Below are 15576 nucleotides of genomic sequence, written 5' to 3' on the forward strand. Positions count from 1 at the left end.
ACGGCCGGGCGGCGGCAAGCCGGCAGAAGAGGCGCGGCGCACATGAAAACGGCGCCGCGGGAAGGCCCGCGGCGCCGTTTTCAGTTGAACGACCCAGGCATGGCCACCACCAGCGGGGCGGCCATTCCCGTCAGCCCTGGCGGGCCTTCAGGCGGGGGTTCTTCTTGTTCAGGACGTACATGCGGCCGCGGCGACGGACCAGCACGCAGTTCTTGTCGCGCATCTTGGCGCTCTTCAGGCTGTTGCGGATCTTCATGGGGCACCCTCTTCGAGCGCCCGCGTTTAGGGGCCGGGGATCGGGCTGTCAACCATTCCGTGCCGGCGGCGAACCCCAGCGCCGGCCCAGCCGCATGCGCCTGCGCCGCTGCGGCCTGCAATGCGCGGAACAGATCCATGCGCCATCCGTAAGGCGCCCCTATTCCGCCGCGCCGCTGCCCGCGCCGGCGCAGGGCGCCGCGCAGCAGGGCGCGCACCAGCCGCTCGCTCTCCCTCGCACCGGACATGGCTTTCCGCTCTTTCCAGCCGTGTTGAGGACAGAAAAGCATGAATTCGAGGCCGTCGTTTCTTTTTTGCGCCTGAAGCCCATCAATTTGTCTCCAGCGCGCAGGCACGCGCGAGACTTGCCTCCGCCTCCGCCCCGGCGGGGCTGATCGCCTGCGCGATGGTGGGCGCCATGTTGCGGAACTCCTCCGCGCGCGGCGACCGGGCACGCCAGGCCAGGCCCAGTTCCCGGCCCTGCGGGGTGCCGAGAGGCTTCAGGACCACCGAGGCGCCCGCCAGCACGCCGCCTTCGATGGCAAGCTGCGGCAGCAGCGTCACGCCCAGTCCGCCGGCCACCATCTGCACCAGCGTGTGCAGGCTGGTGGCCGCGAACGCATCGCCGGCGCCGGGCATGCCGCAGGCGCTCAGCGCCTGGTCCCGCAGGCAGTGTCCATCCTCCAGCAGGAGCATCCGCTCGCTTCCCAGGGCGGAAAGCGGCAGGCTTGCTTCCCCGGCGAGGCGATGTCCCTCGGGCAGGGCGGCCATGAAGGGGTCGTGCGCCACGCGAAGTGTTTCCGCCTCTGGCAGGGCGGCCGGGAGGGCGAGCAGCAGCAGGTCGAGCCGGCCCGCGGAAAGCTCCTCGGCGAGGCGGTCGGTCAGGTCCTCCCGCAGCCAGAGCTGCAGCCGCGGGAAAGCACGCCGCAGCGCCGGCATCAGCCGCGGCAACAGGAAGGGGCCGATGGTCGGGATGACGCCGAGGCGCAGCGGGCCGGAAAGCGGGTCCCGCGCCGCCGCCGCGGTTTCCGAGACGGCCGCCAGCGCCGCCAGGGCGCGGCGGGCACGGCCGACCAGCTCCAGCCCCAGTGGGGTGAAGACCGGCCGCTTGCCAGGCCCGCGCTCCAGGATGGCGCTGTCGAGCTGCCGCTCCAGGGCGATGATCCCGGCCGAAAGGGTGGATTGCGTCACCGCGCAGGCGGCGGCGGCACGGCCGAAATGACCGAGATCGGCCAGGGCGACGAGATATCGGAGCTGTTGGGGGCTGGGGAGCGGGGTCATCGATTCCGCCGATCGTTTTATCGAAAACTATTCATTGGCATGTGTGCGCTGCAACATCCATAAGCTGGGGCATCGCCGGGCCAGGGAATTCCGGCCCGGCTGGAAGAGCACGCAGAAAGGGCTGAACTGACATGCTGACTGTTGGCGACAAGTTCCCGGCGTTCAACCTGGCCGCCGTGAAGGGCGGCGCGGAGGGCCTGGAGGGCCCCGGCAAGTCCTTCATCCAGATCACCAACGAGTCCGACGCCGGCAAGTGGAAGGTCGTGTTCTTCTGGCCGAAGGACTTCACCTTCATCTGCCCGACCGAGATCGCCGCCTTCGGCAAGCTGAACACCGAGTTCGCCGACCGTGACGCGGTGCTCTATGGCGCCTCGACGGACAGCGAGTTCGTGCACCTGAACTGGCGCGTGCACAACAAGGACATCAACGACCTGCCGATCCCGATGCTCGCGGACACCAAGCGCGAGCTGTCCACCGCGCTCGGCATCCTCGACAAGAACGAGGGCGTCGCGCTGCGCGCCACCTTCATCGTGGACCCCGAGGGCACCATCCAGTGGGCCTCGGTGAACGGGCTGAACGTCGGCCGCAACCCGCAGGAGGTGCTGCGCGTGCTGGACGCGCTGCAGACCGACGAGCTGTGCCCCTGCAACTGGAACAAGGGCACCGACACCCTGAACCCGGACGCGCTGTTCCAGGCCGCCTGAAGCCCGGCTGGCCGGCGGGGTTCGCTCCGCCGGCGGTTTCCCTGGCGACGCTGCGCCGAGCCGGCCCTCCGTGAACAGGTCCGCCTCCGCCCATCGCCCCCCCGAATCCGCATCACCCCAGAGAAGACCGGAGGATCCCTTCGCATGTCGCTTGAAGCCCTGCGCGCCCGCCTGCCCGACTATGCCCGCGACCTGAAGCTGAACCTTGGCAGCCTGGCGACCGAGCCGGTGCTGAGCCAGCAGCAGCTCGCCGGCACCTTCGTGGCAAGCGCGATCGCCAGCCGCAATGCCGAGGTCACCAAGGCGCTGGTGGCCGAGTTCGGCCCGAAGCTCTCCCCGGAGGCGCTGACGGCCGCCAAGGCCGCCGCGGCCATCATGGGGATGAACAACGTCTACTACCGCTTCACCCACCTGGTGGGTGGCGACTACGGCAACATGCCGGCCAAGCTGCGCATGAACGTCATGGCCAGGCCGGGTGTCGAGAAGGTGGACTTTGAGCTGTGGTCCCTCGCCATTTCCGCCATCAACGGCTGCGGCATGTGCATGGAAAGCCACGAGAAGGTCGTGAAGCATGGCGGCCTGACCAGCGAGCAGGTGCAGGCGGCGGTGCGAATCGCCTCCGTCGTCCATGCCGTGGCCGGCGTGCTGGAGGCTGAGGACGCCCTCGCGGCCTGACCCGCCGGGCGGCGCCAGGCGCCGCCCTGTTCGCCTGCCCGGACTTCAAGCGGAAACCCCACCTTGCGTGGGGTTTCATCATCGCCGGAAGGCCGCGCCTGTTTGTCATGCGTTCCGCGCATACGGACATGCTTCAGCTGCGGGCAGAATTCGTGTTGCACCGCGAAAAACCGCTTGCGTACGAACGACCACCCGCATATCTTTCACCTCGCAGCCACGCAGTACGCTGCGTGACTGTCTTTCTTGGACGTTTCCTCCCTAAACTCGGCGGTGCTTCTGGCACCGCCTTTTTTTTGCCCGCGGCCCGGCCTCGGCCGTTTTCCGGCGTTCAGCCGCGCAGGAAATCCCAATCCATCTCCATCAGCGCGGCGACCAGCGTGGCGAAATCGTGCTGCAGCTTGGCCATCCCGGGGAGCGGCTCGATCCGCGCCTCGTCCATGTAGAGCGCCCGGGCGGTTTCGATCTGCAGCACATGCACCGTTTCGCGCGGGCGGCCGTAATGGCGGGTCACGTAGCCGCCGGCGTAGGGGTCGTTGCGGCGAACCCGGTAGCCCATGGCCCAGAGCTGCTCCTCCACCCGCCGCACCGCCCGCGGGGCGCAGGCGGTGCCATGCGCGTCCCCCAGCACCATGTCGGGCGCGTTCTGCGCCTGCGTGGGGTGGGCGGGCATGGAGTGGCAGTCCAGCAGCAGGCAGCAGCCGAAGCGCTGCCTGGTTTCCGCGATCAGCTCGGCCAGGGCGGCATGGTAGGGCTGCCAGCAGCACCGCACCCGCTCCTCCGCCTCGCGGAAGGAGAGGCGGCGACGATAGATCGGCTCGCCGCTGGCCACCACGCGCGCGATGGTGCCGAGGCCGGCCCCCACCCGGGGGCTGGCGCTGTTCACCCAGGCCGGCAGCGGCTCGTCGAACATGGCCGGGTCCAGCTCCCAGGGCTCCCGGTTGGCGTCGCAGAAGGCGCGGGGGAAGTTGGCGGCCAGCAGCGGCGCGCCGAGCGCCGGCGCGGCGGCGAACAGCTCGTCCACGAAGCAATCCTCGGAGCGGCGCACCGCATGCGCGTCCAGGCGCGATTCCGCCAGGAAGGGCTCTGGGTAGTGCCGGCCGGAATGGGGCGAGGCGAAGACCAGCGGCGCGCGCTGCACGGCGGGGCGCGTCAACTGATACGGGCCGGGCGCGTCATGCCCGGCAAGGCGCGGCATCGGGAGATCCATGATTTGGAGAGATGAAGCCACAGTGTCTTTCTGATGTCACGACTCGGGCGGTGACAAAGCTTTTTCGTCCAGCCGCCGATCTGCTCTTGCCCTTGCCCGGAAGGCACGATAGAGAGCCCGCCCGACCGGATGGGCGCGTAGCTCAGCGGGAGAGCGTCCCCCTGACACGGGGAAGGTCACAGGTTCAATCCCTGTCGCGCCCACCATTCGGATCCACCCGCTCGCCGCTTGCCGATGCCCTGCCCCGTGCGGGGCTTCTTGCGTTGTGCCGGCCTGTTCCCGAGGCGCTTCGGGGCGGCGGACAAGTTGCGCGGGCGCCGAGAGATTTGGAATAAACATATCCGCAACCCGCAAAGGGCTTGCCGGAAAGGTTGACCGCCCCTTCCCGCCGCTGCAAGGACAGCGGCGACAAGAGCATTCGGGGAAGTCGCCCATCATGCATCGCCGCCGCCTGCTGCTGGCCTCCGCCGCCGGCCTCGCCGCTCCCGCCCTGCCGCGACTGGCGCGCGCCCAGGGCGCCTCCAGCCCGGCCGTGACCATGCGGCTCTCGCACCAGTTCCCGCCCAGCCACCAGCACGCCGTCATCCTCCAGGCCTTCGCGGAGAAGGTGAAGGCGGACAGCAAGGGCGAGATCGAGGTGCAGGTCTTCCCGGCCGAGCAGCTCGCCCGCGCCGGCGAGAACTTCCCGGCCGTGGCGCGCGGCGCCTTCGAGGCGGCGGCGGCGGTGAACTTCCAGTGGGGCAACACCCTGCCGGAAATGAACGTGCTCACCATCCCCTACCTGTTCTCCGACCTCGAGCGGATCAAGAAGTTCCCGGGCTCCGAGGCGGCGGCCTACCTGGAGGGGCTGCTGCAGAAGCGCGCGGTGAGGAACCTGGCCTGGCTCTACACCACGCGGAAGGCGATCTTCACCAGCAACGCGAAGCCGATCATCAAGACCGACGACTTCAAGGGCCTGAAGATCCGCGGGCTCAACGCGCTGACCGACCATGCGCTGACGGCGGTGGGCGCCGCCCCTTCTTCCATGCCCGGCCCCGAGGTGCCGCAGGCGCTGCAGTCCGGCGTGCTGGATGCCGGCCTGACCGACGTCTCGGCCGCCGTCTCCCGCCGCTTCTACGAGTTCCAGAAGTTCGGCACCGTGGCGCCCTGGTTCTGCGTCTTCACGCATGTCTACGTGAACCCGCGCTGGTGGGCGGGGCTGAAGCCGGAGCAGCAGGCCATCATCACCAAGGCGGCGCAGCAGGCGGAGCAGGACCAGATCCCGCTCACCGAGAAGATTGCCGCCGACGCGCAGACGGAACTGCAGGCCAAGGGCATGACGGTGCACGACCAGACGGCCGAGGAAAGCGCCGCCTGGAGCGCCGCCATGCAGAAGCCCGTGGTGGACGCCTTCCTGCGCCTCGCCCCGGAGGGCGGCCCGCGCGCGCTTGAGCTGATTCGCAAGCTGTGAGGGCGGCGGCGCGCCTGCTCTCCGGCCTGGCGCGGGCGGTCGCCGGGCTCGCGGCCGCCTTCGGCGCCCTGGCCACGGTGATGTGCCTGGTGCTGGTGGCGATCTCGGTGGGGGCGCGCTACCTGGCCGGCCTGCCGCAGCCCTGGATCGACAAGACCGCCGGATGGCTGGTCGTCGCCCTGGTGCTGCTGGCGGCCCCCGAGGCGCAGCGGCGCTTCGAGCATATCGGCGTGGACGTGCTGACCGGCCGGCTGCGCGGCCGCGCCTCGCGCGGGGCGCGGCTGCTCGGCACGCTCTCCGTCGCGCTGGTGGCCGGCATCCTGCTGCGCTCCGGGCTGGAGACGGTGGAATTCAGCCGCATGATCGGCGTGATGACGGAGATCGAGGGCGTGCCGGTCTGGTGGATCCAGGCGCTGCTGCCGGTCGGCGCGGCGGCGCTGCTGGTGGTCTCGCTGGCGCAGTCCCTCGTGCTGCTGCTCGGGCAGGAGCCGGACCACGCCGACCAGGGCCCCCAGGACCTGCCGCGCGACACCCTCGCGCGCGGCGAGTGAAGCTTCGGCCCAGCCCCGGACGACCATGACCTTCTTCGCACTGCTCGCGGCGCTGCTGGCGCTGCTCTATCTCGGCCTGCCGATGTTCGTGGCGCTGTTCCTGCTGCCGCTCGGCGTGCTGCTCTGGGTGGAGGGCGGCCTGCCCGCGCTCGGCGAGCTGGTGATCGGGCAGCTCGACGGCTACCTGCTCGTCGCCATCCCGCTCTTCATGCTGATGGCGCATGTGATGGTGCGCGGGCGGGTGGTGGACGACCTCTACGGCGCCGCCTTCGCCATGCTGCGCCGGGTGCGCGGCGGCGTCGGCATCGCCACCGTCGCGGCCTGCACCATCTTCGCCGCCATTTCCGGCTCCTCCGTCGCCACCGCGCTGACGGTGGGCAAGATCGCCATTCCGCAGATGCTGCGCTACGGCATGAGCCGGCGCGGCGCCTTCGGCGTGGTGGCGGGCGGCGGCACGCTCGGCATCCTGATCCCGCCCTCGGCGCCGATGGTGCTCTATGCCTATGTCACGGAAACCAGCGTCGGCGCGCTGTTCCTGGCCGGGCTGATCCCCGGCCTGCTGATCGCGGCGATGTTCGCCGCCTATTGCTTCGTCACCGAGGGCCGCGCGGTCGCCCCGGCCGACGACCCGCCGCCGGTGAACGCGGCGCAGGCGCTCAGGCGCGCCGGCTGGAGCCTTTCGCTGCCGGTCTTCGTGCTGGGCGGCATCTACATGGGCATCTTCACCGCCACCGAGGCGGCCGGCACCGGCACGATCTACGCCCTGCTGATCGCCGCGCTGATCTACCGCAGCATGACCTGGCGCGACCTGCTGGACGGCGTGCAGGAGGCGACCCGCACCAGCGCCATGCTGCTGATGATCATCGCCGGCGCCGCCATCTACGGCTACATGCTGACCAAGCTGCGGGTGCCGCAGGAACTGACCGACCTCGTGCTGGCCTGGGGCCTCTCGCGCACCGGCTTCCTGCTGGCGATGATGCTGCTGCTGTTCCTGCTCGGCCTGGTGCTGGAAAGCTTCAGCATCATCCTGCTGACCATGCCGGCGGTGCTGCCGGTGCTCGGACAGCTCGGCATCGACAAGGTCTGGTACGGCGTGCTGCTGACCATCAGCCTTGAGATGGCGCTGATCTCGCCGCCCGTGGCGATGAACCTCGTGGTCATCAAGGCGATCACCGGGGCGCCGCTGGCCGAGGTGAACCGCTCGATCATTCCCTACATGCTGATGCTGGCCCTCGGCATCGCCCTGCTGATCGCCTTTCCGGGGATCGCGCTGTGGCTGCCGCGGCTCGCCGGGTACGGCGGTTAGCGACCGGGGGAGAATGAATTCTCCCCCGGGCCCCCTCTTCTTTTTTCTGTCAGTTGGGTCGCGCTGGCTTCGTGCGTCCGCGCCGGGGCTGAAGCAGCCCCGGCAACTGAGGGGTAGAGCCGCGCTTGCCGCCTGTGTCAGCAACTCGAAGAAAAAAGATGGGGGCCTGGGGGAATTCGTTCCCCCAGCCTTACGCCGCCTCGGCCACCCGCAGCACCGCTCCCAGTGCCCGCACCAGCTCCGCGACCATGGCGTCGTCGTGGAAGGGTGTGGCGCAGAGGCGCAGGCGCTCGGTGCCGCGCGGTACGGTGGGGTAGTTGATCGCGGTGACGTAGAGGCCGAACTCCTCCAGCAGCCGGCGGGCCACGCCGCGGCAGCGGTCGGCGCCCGGCACCGGGATCGGCACGATATGGCTGGCGCTGGGCAGGCGCGGCAGGCCGGCGGCGTCGAGCGCGGCCTTCAGGGCGGCGGCGCGCTGCATCATCCGGCCGCGCAGGGCGCCGTCGGTGCGGATGTGGCGGATGCTGGCCAGCGCGGCGGCCACGTTCGGCGGCGGCAGGGCCGTGGTGAAGATCAGCCCGCCGGCGGTGGAGCGGATGTAGTCCACCCAATCGGCCCCGGCGGCGACATAGCCGCCCACCACGCCGACACCCTTGGCGAGCGTGCCCTCGATGACGTCGATCCGTGCCGCCGCGCCGTCCCGCTCGGCGATGCCGGCGCCGCTCGGACCGTAGAGGCCGACGGCATGGACTTCGTCGCAGTAGGTGATGGCATCGTAGCGGTCGGCGAGGTCGCAGATGGCGTGCAGCGGGGCGACGTCGCCTTCCATCGAGTAGACGCTCTCGAAGGCGATCATCTTCGGCGCCGCGGGGTCGGCGGCGCGCAGCAGTTCCTCCAGGTGGGCGAGGTCGTTGTGGCGCCAGATGTGGCGCTTCGCCGGGCTGCGGCGCATGCCGTCGATCATCGAGGCATGGTTCATGGCGTCGGAAAAGACCTGCATCCCCGGCAGGGCGGCCAGCAGGGCGAGCAGCGCCGCCTGGTTGGCCATGTAGCCGCTGCCGAAGAGCAGGGCCGCGGGCTTGCCGTGCCAGCCGGCCAGCTCGGCCTCCAGCTCGGCATGCAGGGGAGAGGTGCCGGAGATGTTGCGCGTGCCGCCGGCGCCGGCGCCATGCGCGTGGATGGCCTCGATGGTGGCCTGCCGCACGGCGGGGTGGGTGCCCATGCCGAGATAGTCGTTGGAGGACCACACGGTGATCTCGCGCGCCGCGCCCGGGCCGGCGCCGGGCTGGTGCCAGCGGTAGCGCGGGAAGCGGCCGGCGATCTTTTCCAGCCGGGCGAACTCGCGGTAGCGGCCTTCGGCGCGCAGGGTCTCGAGGTGCTGCGTGCAGTGCGCCCGCAGCGTCTGCCGTGTGTCCATGCGCGGATGCATAGATCAGTCAGGCCGCGTTTTCACGCGGGATCGGCGCCACCCTGGCATGCTTCCTCCGCCAGGATGGCGCGCAGCCCCTCGCGATAGGTCGGGTGGCGCCAGGCAAGGCCGAGTGCCGCCTTGGTTTTCGCGCTGGCCACCCGGCGGTTCTCCGCCCAGAAGGAGCGCCCCATCGGCGACATGGCCGCGAAGGCTTCGGCGAAAGGCACCAGAGGCGGCGGCGGGACGCCGAGCAGGCGGGCCGCCTCCTCCGTCACGGCGGCGCCGCTGGCGGGCTCGTCATCGGCCAGGTGCAGCACGCGGGGCGGTCCGCCAGGCGCGGGCGGGTTCAGCGCGGCCGCGACGACGGCGGCGGCGATGTCATCGCGGTGGATGCGGGAGAAGAGATGGTCCGGCTTGTCCACCCGCCGCCCGCTGCCGGCGCGCAGGTCGTCGAACATGCTGCGGCCGGGGCCGTAGATGCCGGCGGCGCGGAAGATGTCCAGCGCCGCGCCGGTGCCGGCGAGGGCGGCGGCCCAGGCCTGCTCGGCCCGCAGCCGGCGCCGCGTGCGCTCCTGCTGCGGGGTGGGCGGCGTGGCCTCGTCCACCCAGGCGCCGCCATGGTCGCCATAGATGCCCGTGGTGGAGATGTAGCCGACCCAGCACAGGCGGGCCGCGGCCTGCAGGGCCTGCCGATGGGTGGCGAGCACCGGGTCGCCCTCCGCCTCCGGCCCGGCCGTGACCAGCAGGTGGGTGGCGGCGGCGATGGCCGGGCCGGCTTCCGCGAAGGGCAGCAGCGTGATGCCTGCAGGCGCCTCCCCCGGCCGGGGGGCGCGGCGGGTGGCGGCCACGGCGAAGCCGGCGGCCAGGGCAGCGCGTGCCGCCGCATGGCCGGCATAGCCCAGCCCCAGCACCACCAGCGATTTCGAGATCGGCTGTGTCATTCCCGGCATGTGGCGCAGTCCCGGGGGCGGCGCTAGAGTGCCGGCCATGCGAGCTTCCCTCCGCAGCGCACTGCTGAGCGCGTTCGCCGGCGCGTCGGTGGCGATGCTGGCGGGTGCCGGCTTCCTGCTGCATGACCCCGCCCCGCTATCAGCCGCGGAGGCGAAGCGGCCCGCCACGCCGCCGCCGGCCGATGCCCTGCCCCTGCCGCCTGAGCTGCCGCGCCTCGGCGACGGCCCGGAATACGAGGCCTGCCTCGCCCTGCTGCGCATCGACCCGGAGGCGGCCATTGCCCGAGCAGGGTCCTGGGAGGAGCGCGGCGGGGGCAACGGCGCGCGGCACTGCCAGGCGCTGGGCCTGCTGGCCATCGGCGAGCTGGAAGGTGCGGCGAGCCGCCTGGAGCGCCTCGCCGCCGGCTCCCATGCCAGTGCAGCGGCGCGCGCCTCGGTCTTCGCGCAGGCGTCGCAGGCCTGGATGATGCTGGGCGCTCCCGAGCGCGCCTACGGCGCCAGCACGCTGGCCCTGACGCTGCGGCCGGACGATCCCTCCCTGCTGGTGGACCGCGCCGTGGCCGCCGCCAGCCTCGGCCGCTATGCCGAGGCGCTGCAGGACCTCGACCACGCCATCGCGGAAGATGACAGCCGGCCCGACAGCTGGGTGTTCCGCGCCGCCGCGCTGCGCCACCTGGACCGTGCGGACGAGGCGATGCGGGACGTGCAGCACGCCCTGGGGCTGGAACCTCGTCATGCCGAGGCGCTGCTGGAGCGTGGCATCCTGCGCCAGTTGAAGGGCGATGCGGCAGGCGCGCGGGCGGATTGGCAGGAGACCATCCGCGTGGCGCCGGACAGCGCCGCCGCCGACCTGGCGCAGCAGAACCTGGCGCTGAACGAGGCGGGGCCGCGCCGGCGGTGAGGGTGCAAGGCCAGGGGGAGGATGAATTCTCCCCCAGACCCCTCTTCTTTCTGTCAGTCTGTTGCATGGGCGGGGCGCGCCCGCGCCAGGGCCGGAGCAGCCCGGCGGCTATGGCGGCGCGGATCATCGGCGAGACCGACGCTCCGGAGCGAAGCCAAAAAACCGACGAAAAGAAGATGGGGGTTCGGGGGAATTCATTCCCCCGACCTTTCTCTCTTCACTTGGCCGTACGCTGCGCGCGCTGGCTCATGACGCAGGCCAGCACGACGATCGCCGCGCCGGCCAGCGTGGCGGAGGAAGGCAGCACGCCCCAAAGGGCGAGATCCGCCAGCACCGCCCAGAGCAGCGCCGAGAACTCCAGCGGCGCCAGTTGCGCCGCGCTGGCGTGGCGGAAGGCCACGGCAAGGCAGATTGTTGCCGCCCCGGCGATCACCCCGTTCAGCGCGAGGGAGAGCCAGTCGGCCGGCGCGGGCGGGATCCAGTGCGCGGCGGCGAAGGGCAGGAGCACCAGCCCGCCTGGCAGTGCCGACCACAGGATCAGCCGGGAAATGCCGGGCTCGTTGCGCAGGAAGCGGTTGATGGTGAGCACGAGCGCATAGCTCACCGCACCGAGCAGGGAATAGCCGTAGGCAAGGAGGGTGCCGCCGGCGTGCAGGCCGGGGGCCATCGCCACCAGCACGCCCAGGAAGCCGAGGCCGCTCCAGAGCCAGGCGGAGCGCGGCATCCGCTCGCCCAGCACCGTCGCGGCAAGGGCGAGGGTGATGAAGGGCGCGGTGAAGTAGACGAGGTAGGCCTCCACCAGCGGGATCTCGCGCAGGGCCTGGAAGAAGCCGAAGGCGGAACTCAGCATCGCGGCCGCGCGCAGCAGGTGCAGGCCGGGATGGCGGGTGCCGAGCCCGCCGCCCAGACCGGGGCGGGCGAGCCGCGCCGCGGCCAGCAGCGCCAGCATCACGACATGCCGGATCAGCACCACCTGCGCCACCGGATAGGCGCCGGAGAGCAGCTTGCTGTTGGCGTCCAGCGCGGCGAACAGGGCGAGCGCGGCCAGCATCAGCACGGAACCCCGCAAGGCCGCGCCTCCACCCTTCATGGTTGAGGCAAGGCTTCTGGGACGCGCCGCAGGCCGCGTCAAATCGCCGCTTTCCTTGTGCGGCGCGGCAAGGCACAAGCGGCCCTGACATGACGCCCGCCCTTGCCTCCGCCCTGATGCCGCTGATGCGCGGCATGGACCCCGAACGCGCGCACCGGCTCGCCCTGAAGGCGCTGGCCCTTGGCCTGGCCGGCGCCGATGCCACGCCGGACGACCCGGTGCTGGCCACCCGCGCCCTCGGGCTCGACTTCCGCAATCCGGTCGGGCTGGCGGCGGGCTTCGACAAGGATGCCGTGGCGGTGGCGCCGCTGATGCGGCTGGGCTTCGGCTTCGTCGAGCCCGGCACCACCACGCCGCGGCCGCAGCCCGGCAATCCGCAGCCGCGTCTGTTCCGGCTGTCGGAGGATGCGGCGGTGATCAACCGGATGGGCATGAACAACGAGGGCGTGCAGGCCTTCGCGGCGCGGCTGGCGGCGCTGCGGCGGCCGCTGCCGGCGGTGCTCGGGGCGAATATCGGCATCAACAAGGAGGGCGCCGATCCCGAGCGCGACTATCCCGCGCTTTACCGCGCAGTGGCGCCGCAGGCCGATTACGTCACCATCAACGTTTCATCCCCCAACACGCCGGGGCTGCGCGACCTGCAGGGCGAGGCGAGGCTGGCCGCCATCCTGGCCGCCGTCGCCGACGCCCGTGGCGCGGCGGAGCGCCAGCCGCCGGTGCTGGTGAAGATCGCGCCCGACCTGGCCGAGGAGGCGGTGCCGGCGCTGGTGGAGACCTGCGTGGCGCACGGGGTGGCGGGGCTGATCGTCAGCAACACCACCATCGCCCGTCCGGCCAGCCTGCGCGGCGCCCACAAGGGCGAGGCGGGCGGGCTTTCCGGCGCGCCGCTCTTCGAGCCCTCCACCGCGCTGCTGCGGCGGGTGCATGGGCTGGCGGCGGGGCGGCTCACGCTGATCGGCTGCGGCGGCATCGCCAGCGCCGGGCAGGCCTATGCCAAGATCCGCGCCGGCGCCTCGCTGGTGCAGTTCTATGCCGCCTTCGCCTATGCCGGGCCGGCGCTGGTGCCGAAGCTGAAACGGGAGCTGGCCGCGCTGCTGCGGCGCGACGGCTTCGCCCATGTCCACGACGCAGTGGGAGCCGACGCGCGATGAAGATCCTCGAATCCGTTGCCCCCCTGGCCGAGAGCCATGACGGCTTCATCCTCGACATCTGGGGCGTGCTGCACGACGGCGAGAAGCCCTATCCCGGCGTGCCCGAGGCGCTGCGGGAACTGCGCGCGCGGGGCAAGCGGATCGTGCTGCTCTCCAACGCGCCGCGCCGGGCCTGGACGGTGGGTGCGGCGCTGGCCGAGATGGGGCTGGAGCCGGCGCTGTTCGACCGCATCGTGACCAGCGGCGAGGTCGCCTGGACGCTGCTGCGCGACCGCGCGCATCCCTGGTTCGCCAGGCTGGGGAAGCGCGCCTTCCATATCGGGCCGGAGCGCGACCTCTCGGTGATCGAGGAACTGGACGTGCCGCTGGCGGAGCGGCCGGAGGAGGCCGACTTCGTGCTCAACACCGGCCCCGACTTCAAGCATGGCCGGCAAAGCGTGGAGCCCTACCAGCCGATGCTGGAGGCCTGCGCGGCGGCGAAGCTGCCCATGGTCTGCACCAATCCGGACCGCGCGGTGATGGTGGGCGGGCAGCGGCTGATCTGCGCCGGCGCCTTCGCCGACCGCTACCTCGAGCTGGGCGGCGACGTGATGGAGATCGGCAAGCCCGACGCCATGGTCTACGAGACGGTGCTCGCCGCGCTCGCCATGCCGGCAGAGCGGATCGTCGCCATCGGCGACACGCCGCATACCGACCTTGCCGGCGCGGCCGCGGTGGGCATCGACGCGGTCTGGGCGCTGACCGGCCTGGCGGGCGACAACCTTGGCCCCGATCCTTCCCCTGCCCTGCTGCAGAGCGAGGCGGAGCGCGAGGGGGTGAAGCCGGTGGCGGCGCTGCGCAGCCTGCGCTGGTAAGCGGGTAAGCGCAGGGCAGCTCCGCGCTATGAGCATGGCTTGCGGCGGTTTGGCGGTGCGGTGTGGCTGGCGCTTCCGGAGATCATGCCCATAGGGTGAGGCATGAGCCCGCGCGATGTCGTACAGCCGGACCAATCCTTGCCCCTGGAGGAGCACCCGCCGCCGGGGAAGGTGCCAGAGACCTGGCTGCTGACCCTGCTGATGGGCCTTGGCCCCTTCAGCATGCAGATCATCATCCCTTCGCTGCCGCTGCTGGCGGTGATCTTCAGCGTGCCCTACGCCACTGCCCAGATGACGCTGACCGTCTATCTGGTCGGCATCGCGCTGGGCCAGCTCATCTACGGGCCGCTGTCCGACCGCTTCGGCCGGCGGCCGGTGCTGATGCTCGGGCTCGGGGTGTACCTGGTGGGCTCGCTCGCAGCCCTGCTGGCGCCCGCGATCGGCTGGCTGGTGGCGGCAAGGGCGGCGCAGGCGGCGGGAGGCTGCGCAGGGATGGTGCTCTCCCGCGCGATCATCCGCGACGTCTTCCCGCGCGACCAGGCGGCCAGCAAGATCGGCTTCGTGATGATGGGCATGACGGTGGCGCCGATGCTGGCGCCGCTGATCGGCGCCGAGCTGGCGGCGGCCTTCGGCTGGCGGGCCGTCATGCTGGCCTGCGTGCTGTTCGGCGTGGTGATCGCGCTGCTGGCGCTGCGCCTGCCGGAGACGCTGCGCCAGCCGCAGCCGCTGCCGGGCCTGGGAGGCATGGCACGGGCCTACTGGCAGCTGGCGGGGGTGCGGTCCTTCCGCTGCTACGCCGCCATCACCGCCTGTACCTCCGGCGTCTTCTTCGCCTTCATGTCCGGCGCCCCGCGGGTGATCATGGATGGGATGGGCCATACGGCGCGGGTCTATGCCCTCGCCTTCATGACCATTTCGGTTGCCTTCGCCGCCGGCTCGTTCCTGGCGGGCCGATTCTCCGCCCGGATGGGGCTGGTGCGGATGCTGCATCTCGGCCTCGCCGGCAGCACGGCCGGCGCGCTGCTCGGCGTGGGCGTGCAGGCGCTGCTGCCGCCCTCCCTGCTGCTGTTCTTTCTTCCGATGGCGATCGTGGCGCTGGGCAACGGCATCTCCCAGCCCAACGCCGTGGCCGCCGCGGTCAGTGTGCGGCCGCAGCTTGCCGGCACCGCCTCCGGCCTGGTGGGAGCGGCGCAGATGGCCTGCGGCGCGGCGATGACGCTGTTCGCCGGCGCGGTGGAACTGGGCTCGGGCATCGGCACCGCGGCCACCATGGCGGGCTGCGCCCTGGGCGCCCAGCTGGCCCTGCGCGGCGCGAGGCAGGCAGCTTGATGAAGGCTGCGGTATCAGGCTCCGCATACGTTGACCCGGCGCAAGCGGTTTGCCACCGTCGCGGGGTGGATATCCTTGACCCCCAGATCGCCCGCGAACTCGCCGCCGAGTTGCCGCCCGACGTCTTCGCCGAAGTCCTGCGGACCTTCGAGGCCGACCTGACCCGTCTTGCCGCGGAGATGCAGCAGGCAGCGCGGCAAGGGGATGCGGAAGGCTGCCGGCGCAGCGCACATGCGCTGGCGGGTACGGCTGCCTCGATCGGCGCCCAGGCGCTGGAACGGGTAGCCCGCCTTGCGCTCGGCCCGGACCCGCGGCCGACCGGCCAGCCGGAACTTGAGGAAGTCCAGCGGATTCTCCACGCGACGCTGCAGGCGTTGCGAGCACTTCCGGAGACATGTCCTCGCCCCTGACCGCGGCGAACCGGCTCCGCTGAGGCACCACCCGACAGCTTCACGGAACGC

General features: G+C 71.4%; 16 protein-coding genes and 1 tRNA gene. 11 read left to right on the forward strand and 6 right to left on the reverse strand.

Annotated features, from left to right (window positions below; translation table 11 throughout):
* Positions 1-130: 130 nt before the first annotated feature.
* Together ykgO and E0493_RS10015 are read right to left on the reverse strand one after the other, a co-directional pair.
* The gene (ykgO, locus tag E0493_RS10010) at positions 131-256 is read right to left on the reverse strand and encodes a type B 50S ribosomal protein L36 (protein WP_160936804.1); all 126 of its coding nucleotides are present in this window, start codon (positions 254-256) and stop codon (positions 131-133) included.
* 329 nt (positions 257-585) lie between these two features.
* The gene (locus E0493_RS10015) at positions 586-1536 is read right to left on the reverse strand and encodes a hydrogen peroxide-inducible genes activator (RefSeq protein ID WP_160936805.1); all 951 of its coding nucleotides are present in this window, start codon (positions 1534-1536) and stop codon (positions 586-588) included.
* A 131-nt stretch (positions 1537-1667) separates the two neighbouring features.
* Here E0493_RS10015 and E0493_RS10020 point away from each other — a divergent pair, with 131 nt between their 5' ends.
* Positions 1668-2240 (forward strand): peroxiredoxin, encoded by a 573-nt coding sequence (locus E0493_RS10020; protein ID WP_160936806.1) that lies wholly within the window; start codon positions 1668-1670, stop codon positions 2238-2240.
* Between the two features lie 144 nt (positions 2241-2384).
* Positions 2385-2915, forward strand: a complete 531-nt coding sequence (locus E0493_RS10025) for a carboxymuconolactone decarboxylase family protein (RefSeq protein WP_160936807.1) — start codon at positions 2385-2387, stop codon at positions 2913-2915.
* A 328-nt stretch (positions 2916-3243) separates the two neighbouring features.
* Here E0493_RS10025 and E0493_RS10030 read toward each other — a convergent pair whose 3' ends face one another.
* Positions 3244-4122, reverse strand: coding sequence for an N-formylglutamate amidohydrolase (locus E0493_RS10030; RefSeq protein ID WP_408888727.1), 879 nt, complete (start codon positions 4120-4122; stop codon positions 3244-3246).
* Positions 4123-4253: 131 nt separating this feature from the next.
* On the opposite strand from E0493_RS10030, the gene E0493_RS10035 reads away from it, so the two are divergent.
* From E0493_RS10035 to E0493_RS10050, 4 genes are all read left to right on the forward strand, one after another.
* Positions 4254-4328, forward strand: a tRNA-Val gene (locus E0493_RS10035).
* A 230-nt stretch (positions 4329-4558) separates the two neighbouring features.
* A complete protein-coding gene (locus E0493_RS10040) occupies positions 4559-5572 on the forward strand; it encodes a TRAP transporter substrate-binding protein (RefSeq protein WP_160936809.1) in 1014 nt (337 codons plus the stop codon).
* The gene (locus E0493_RS10045; RefSeq protein WP_160936810.1) at positions 5569-6123 is read left to right on the forward strand and encodes a TRAP transporter small permease; all 555 of its coding nucleotides are present in this window, start codon (positions 5569-5571) and stop codon (positions 6121-6123) included. The genes E0493_RS10040 and E0493_RS10045 overlap by 4 nt, the downstream gene beginning before the upstream one ends.
* Positions 6124-6148: 25 nt before the next feature.
* Entirely contained in the window at positions 6149-7429 is a 1281-nt protein-coding gene (locus E0493_RS10050; RefSeq protein ID WP_160936811.1) for a TRAP transporter large permease, read from the forward strand.
* 190 nt (positions 7430-7619) lie between these two features.
* Here the strand turns inward: E0493_RS10050 and hemA are convergent, their stop codons facing one another.
* Together hemA and E0493_RS10060 are read right to left on the reverse strand one after the other, a co-directional pair.
* The gene (gene hemA / locus E0493_RS10055) at positions 7620-8846 is read right to left on the reverse strand and encodes a 5-aminolevulinate synthase (protein ID WP_160936812.1); all 1227 of its coding nucleotides are present in this window, start codon (positions 8844-8846) and stop codon (positions 7620-7622) included.
* Positions 8847-8878: 32 nt separating this feature from the next.
* Positions 8879-9829, reverse strand: coding sequence for a Rossmann-fold NAD(P)-binding domain-containing protein (locus tag E0493_RS10060; RefSeq protein ID WP_235913687.1), 951 nt, complete (start codon positions 9827-9829; stop codon positions 8879-8881).
* On the opposite strand from E0493_RS10060, the gene E0493_RS10065 reads away from it, so the two are divergent.
* Entirely contained in the window at positions 9828-10691 is an 864-nt protein-coding gene (locus E0493_RS10065; protein ID WP_160936813.1) for a tetratricopeptide repeat protein, read from the forward strand. The genes E0493_RS10060 and E0493_RS10065 overlap by 2 nt on opposite strands.
* A gap of 217 nt (positions 10692-10908) precedes the next feature.
* On the opposite strand, the gene E0493_RS10070 is transcribed toward E0493_RS10065, so the two are convergent.
* The gene (locus E0493_RS10070) at positions 10909-11760 is read right to left on the reverse strand and encodes a DMT family transporter (RefSeq protein ID WP_235913688.1); all 852 of its coding nucleotides are present in this window, start codon (positions 11758-11760) and stop codon (positions 10909-10911) included.
* Positions 11761-11870: 110 nt separating this feature from the next.
* Between E0493_RS10070 and E0493_RS10075 the strand changes: the two genes are divergently transcribed.
* The 4 genes from E0493_RS10075 to E0493_RS23875 all read left to right on the forward strand — a co-directional run bounded on the left by E0493_RS10075 (position 11871) and on the right by E0493_RS23875 (position 15525).
* Positions 11871-12932, forward strand: coding sequence for a quinone-dependent dihydroorotate dehydrogenase (locus tag E0493_RS10075; RefSeq protein WP_160936814.1), 1062 nt, complete (start codon positions 11871-11873; stop codon positions 12930-12932).
* Positions 12929-13786 carry a TIGR01459 family HAD-type hydrolase gene (locus E0493_RS10080; protein ID WP_160936815.1) on the forward strand — a complete coding sequence of 286 codons (858 nt, stop codon included), beginning with the start codon at positions 12929-12931 and terminating at the stop codon, positions 13784-13786. Before E0493_RS10075 ends, E0493_RS10080 begins: the two co-directional genes overlap by 4 nt.
* 102 nt (positions 13787-13888) lie before the next feature.
* A complete protein-coding gene (locus E0493_RS10085; protein WP_160936816.1) occupies positions 13889-15115 on the forward strand; it encodes a multidrug effflux MFS transporter in 1227 nt (408 codons plus the stop codon).
* Positions 15116-15294: 179 nt separating this feature from the next.
* Positions 15295-15525 (forward strand): Hpt domain-containing protein, encoded by a 231-nt coding sequence (locus E0493_RS23875; protein WP_367614494.1) that lies wholly within the window; start codon positions 15295-15297, stop codon positions 15523-15525.
* The last annotated feature ends 51 nt before the right edge of the window (positions 15526-15576 follow it).

Source organism: Teichococcus coralli (assembly GCF_009829925.1).
GTDB lineage: Bacteria > Pseudomonadota > Alphaproteobacteria > Acetobacterales > Acetobacteraceae > Pseudoroseomonas > Pseudoroseomonas coralli.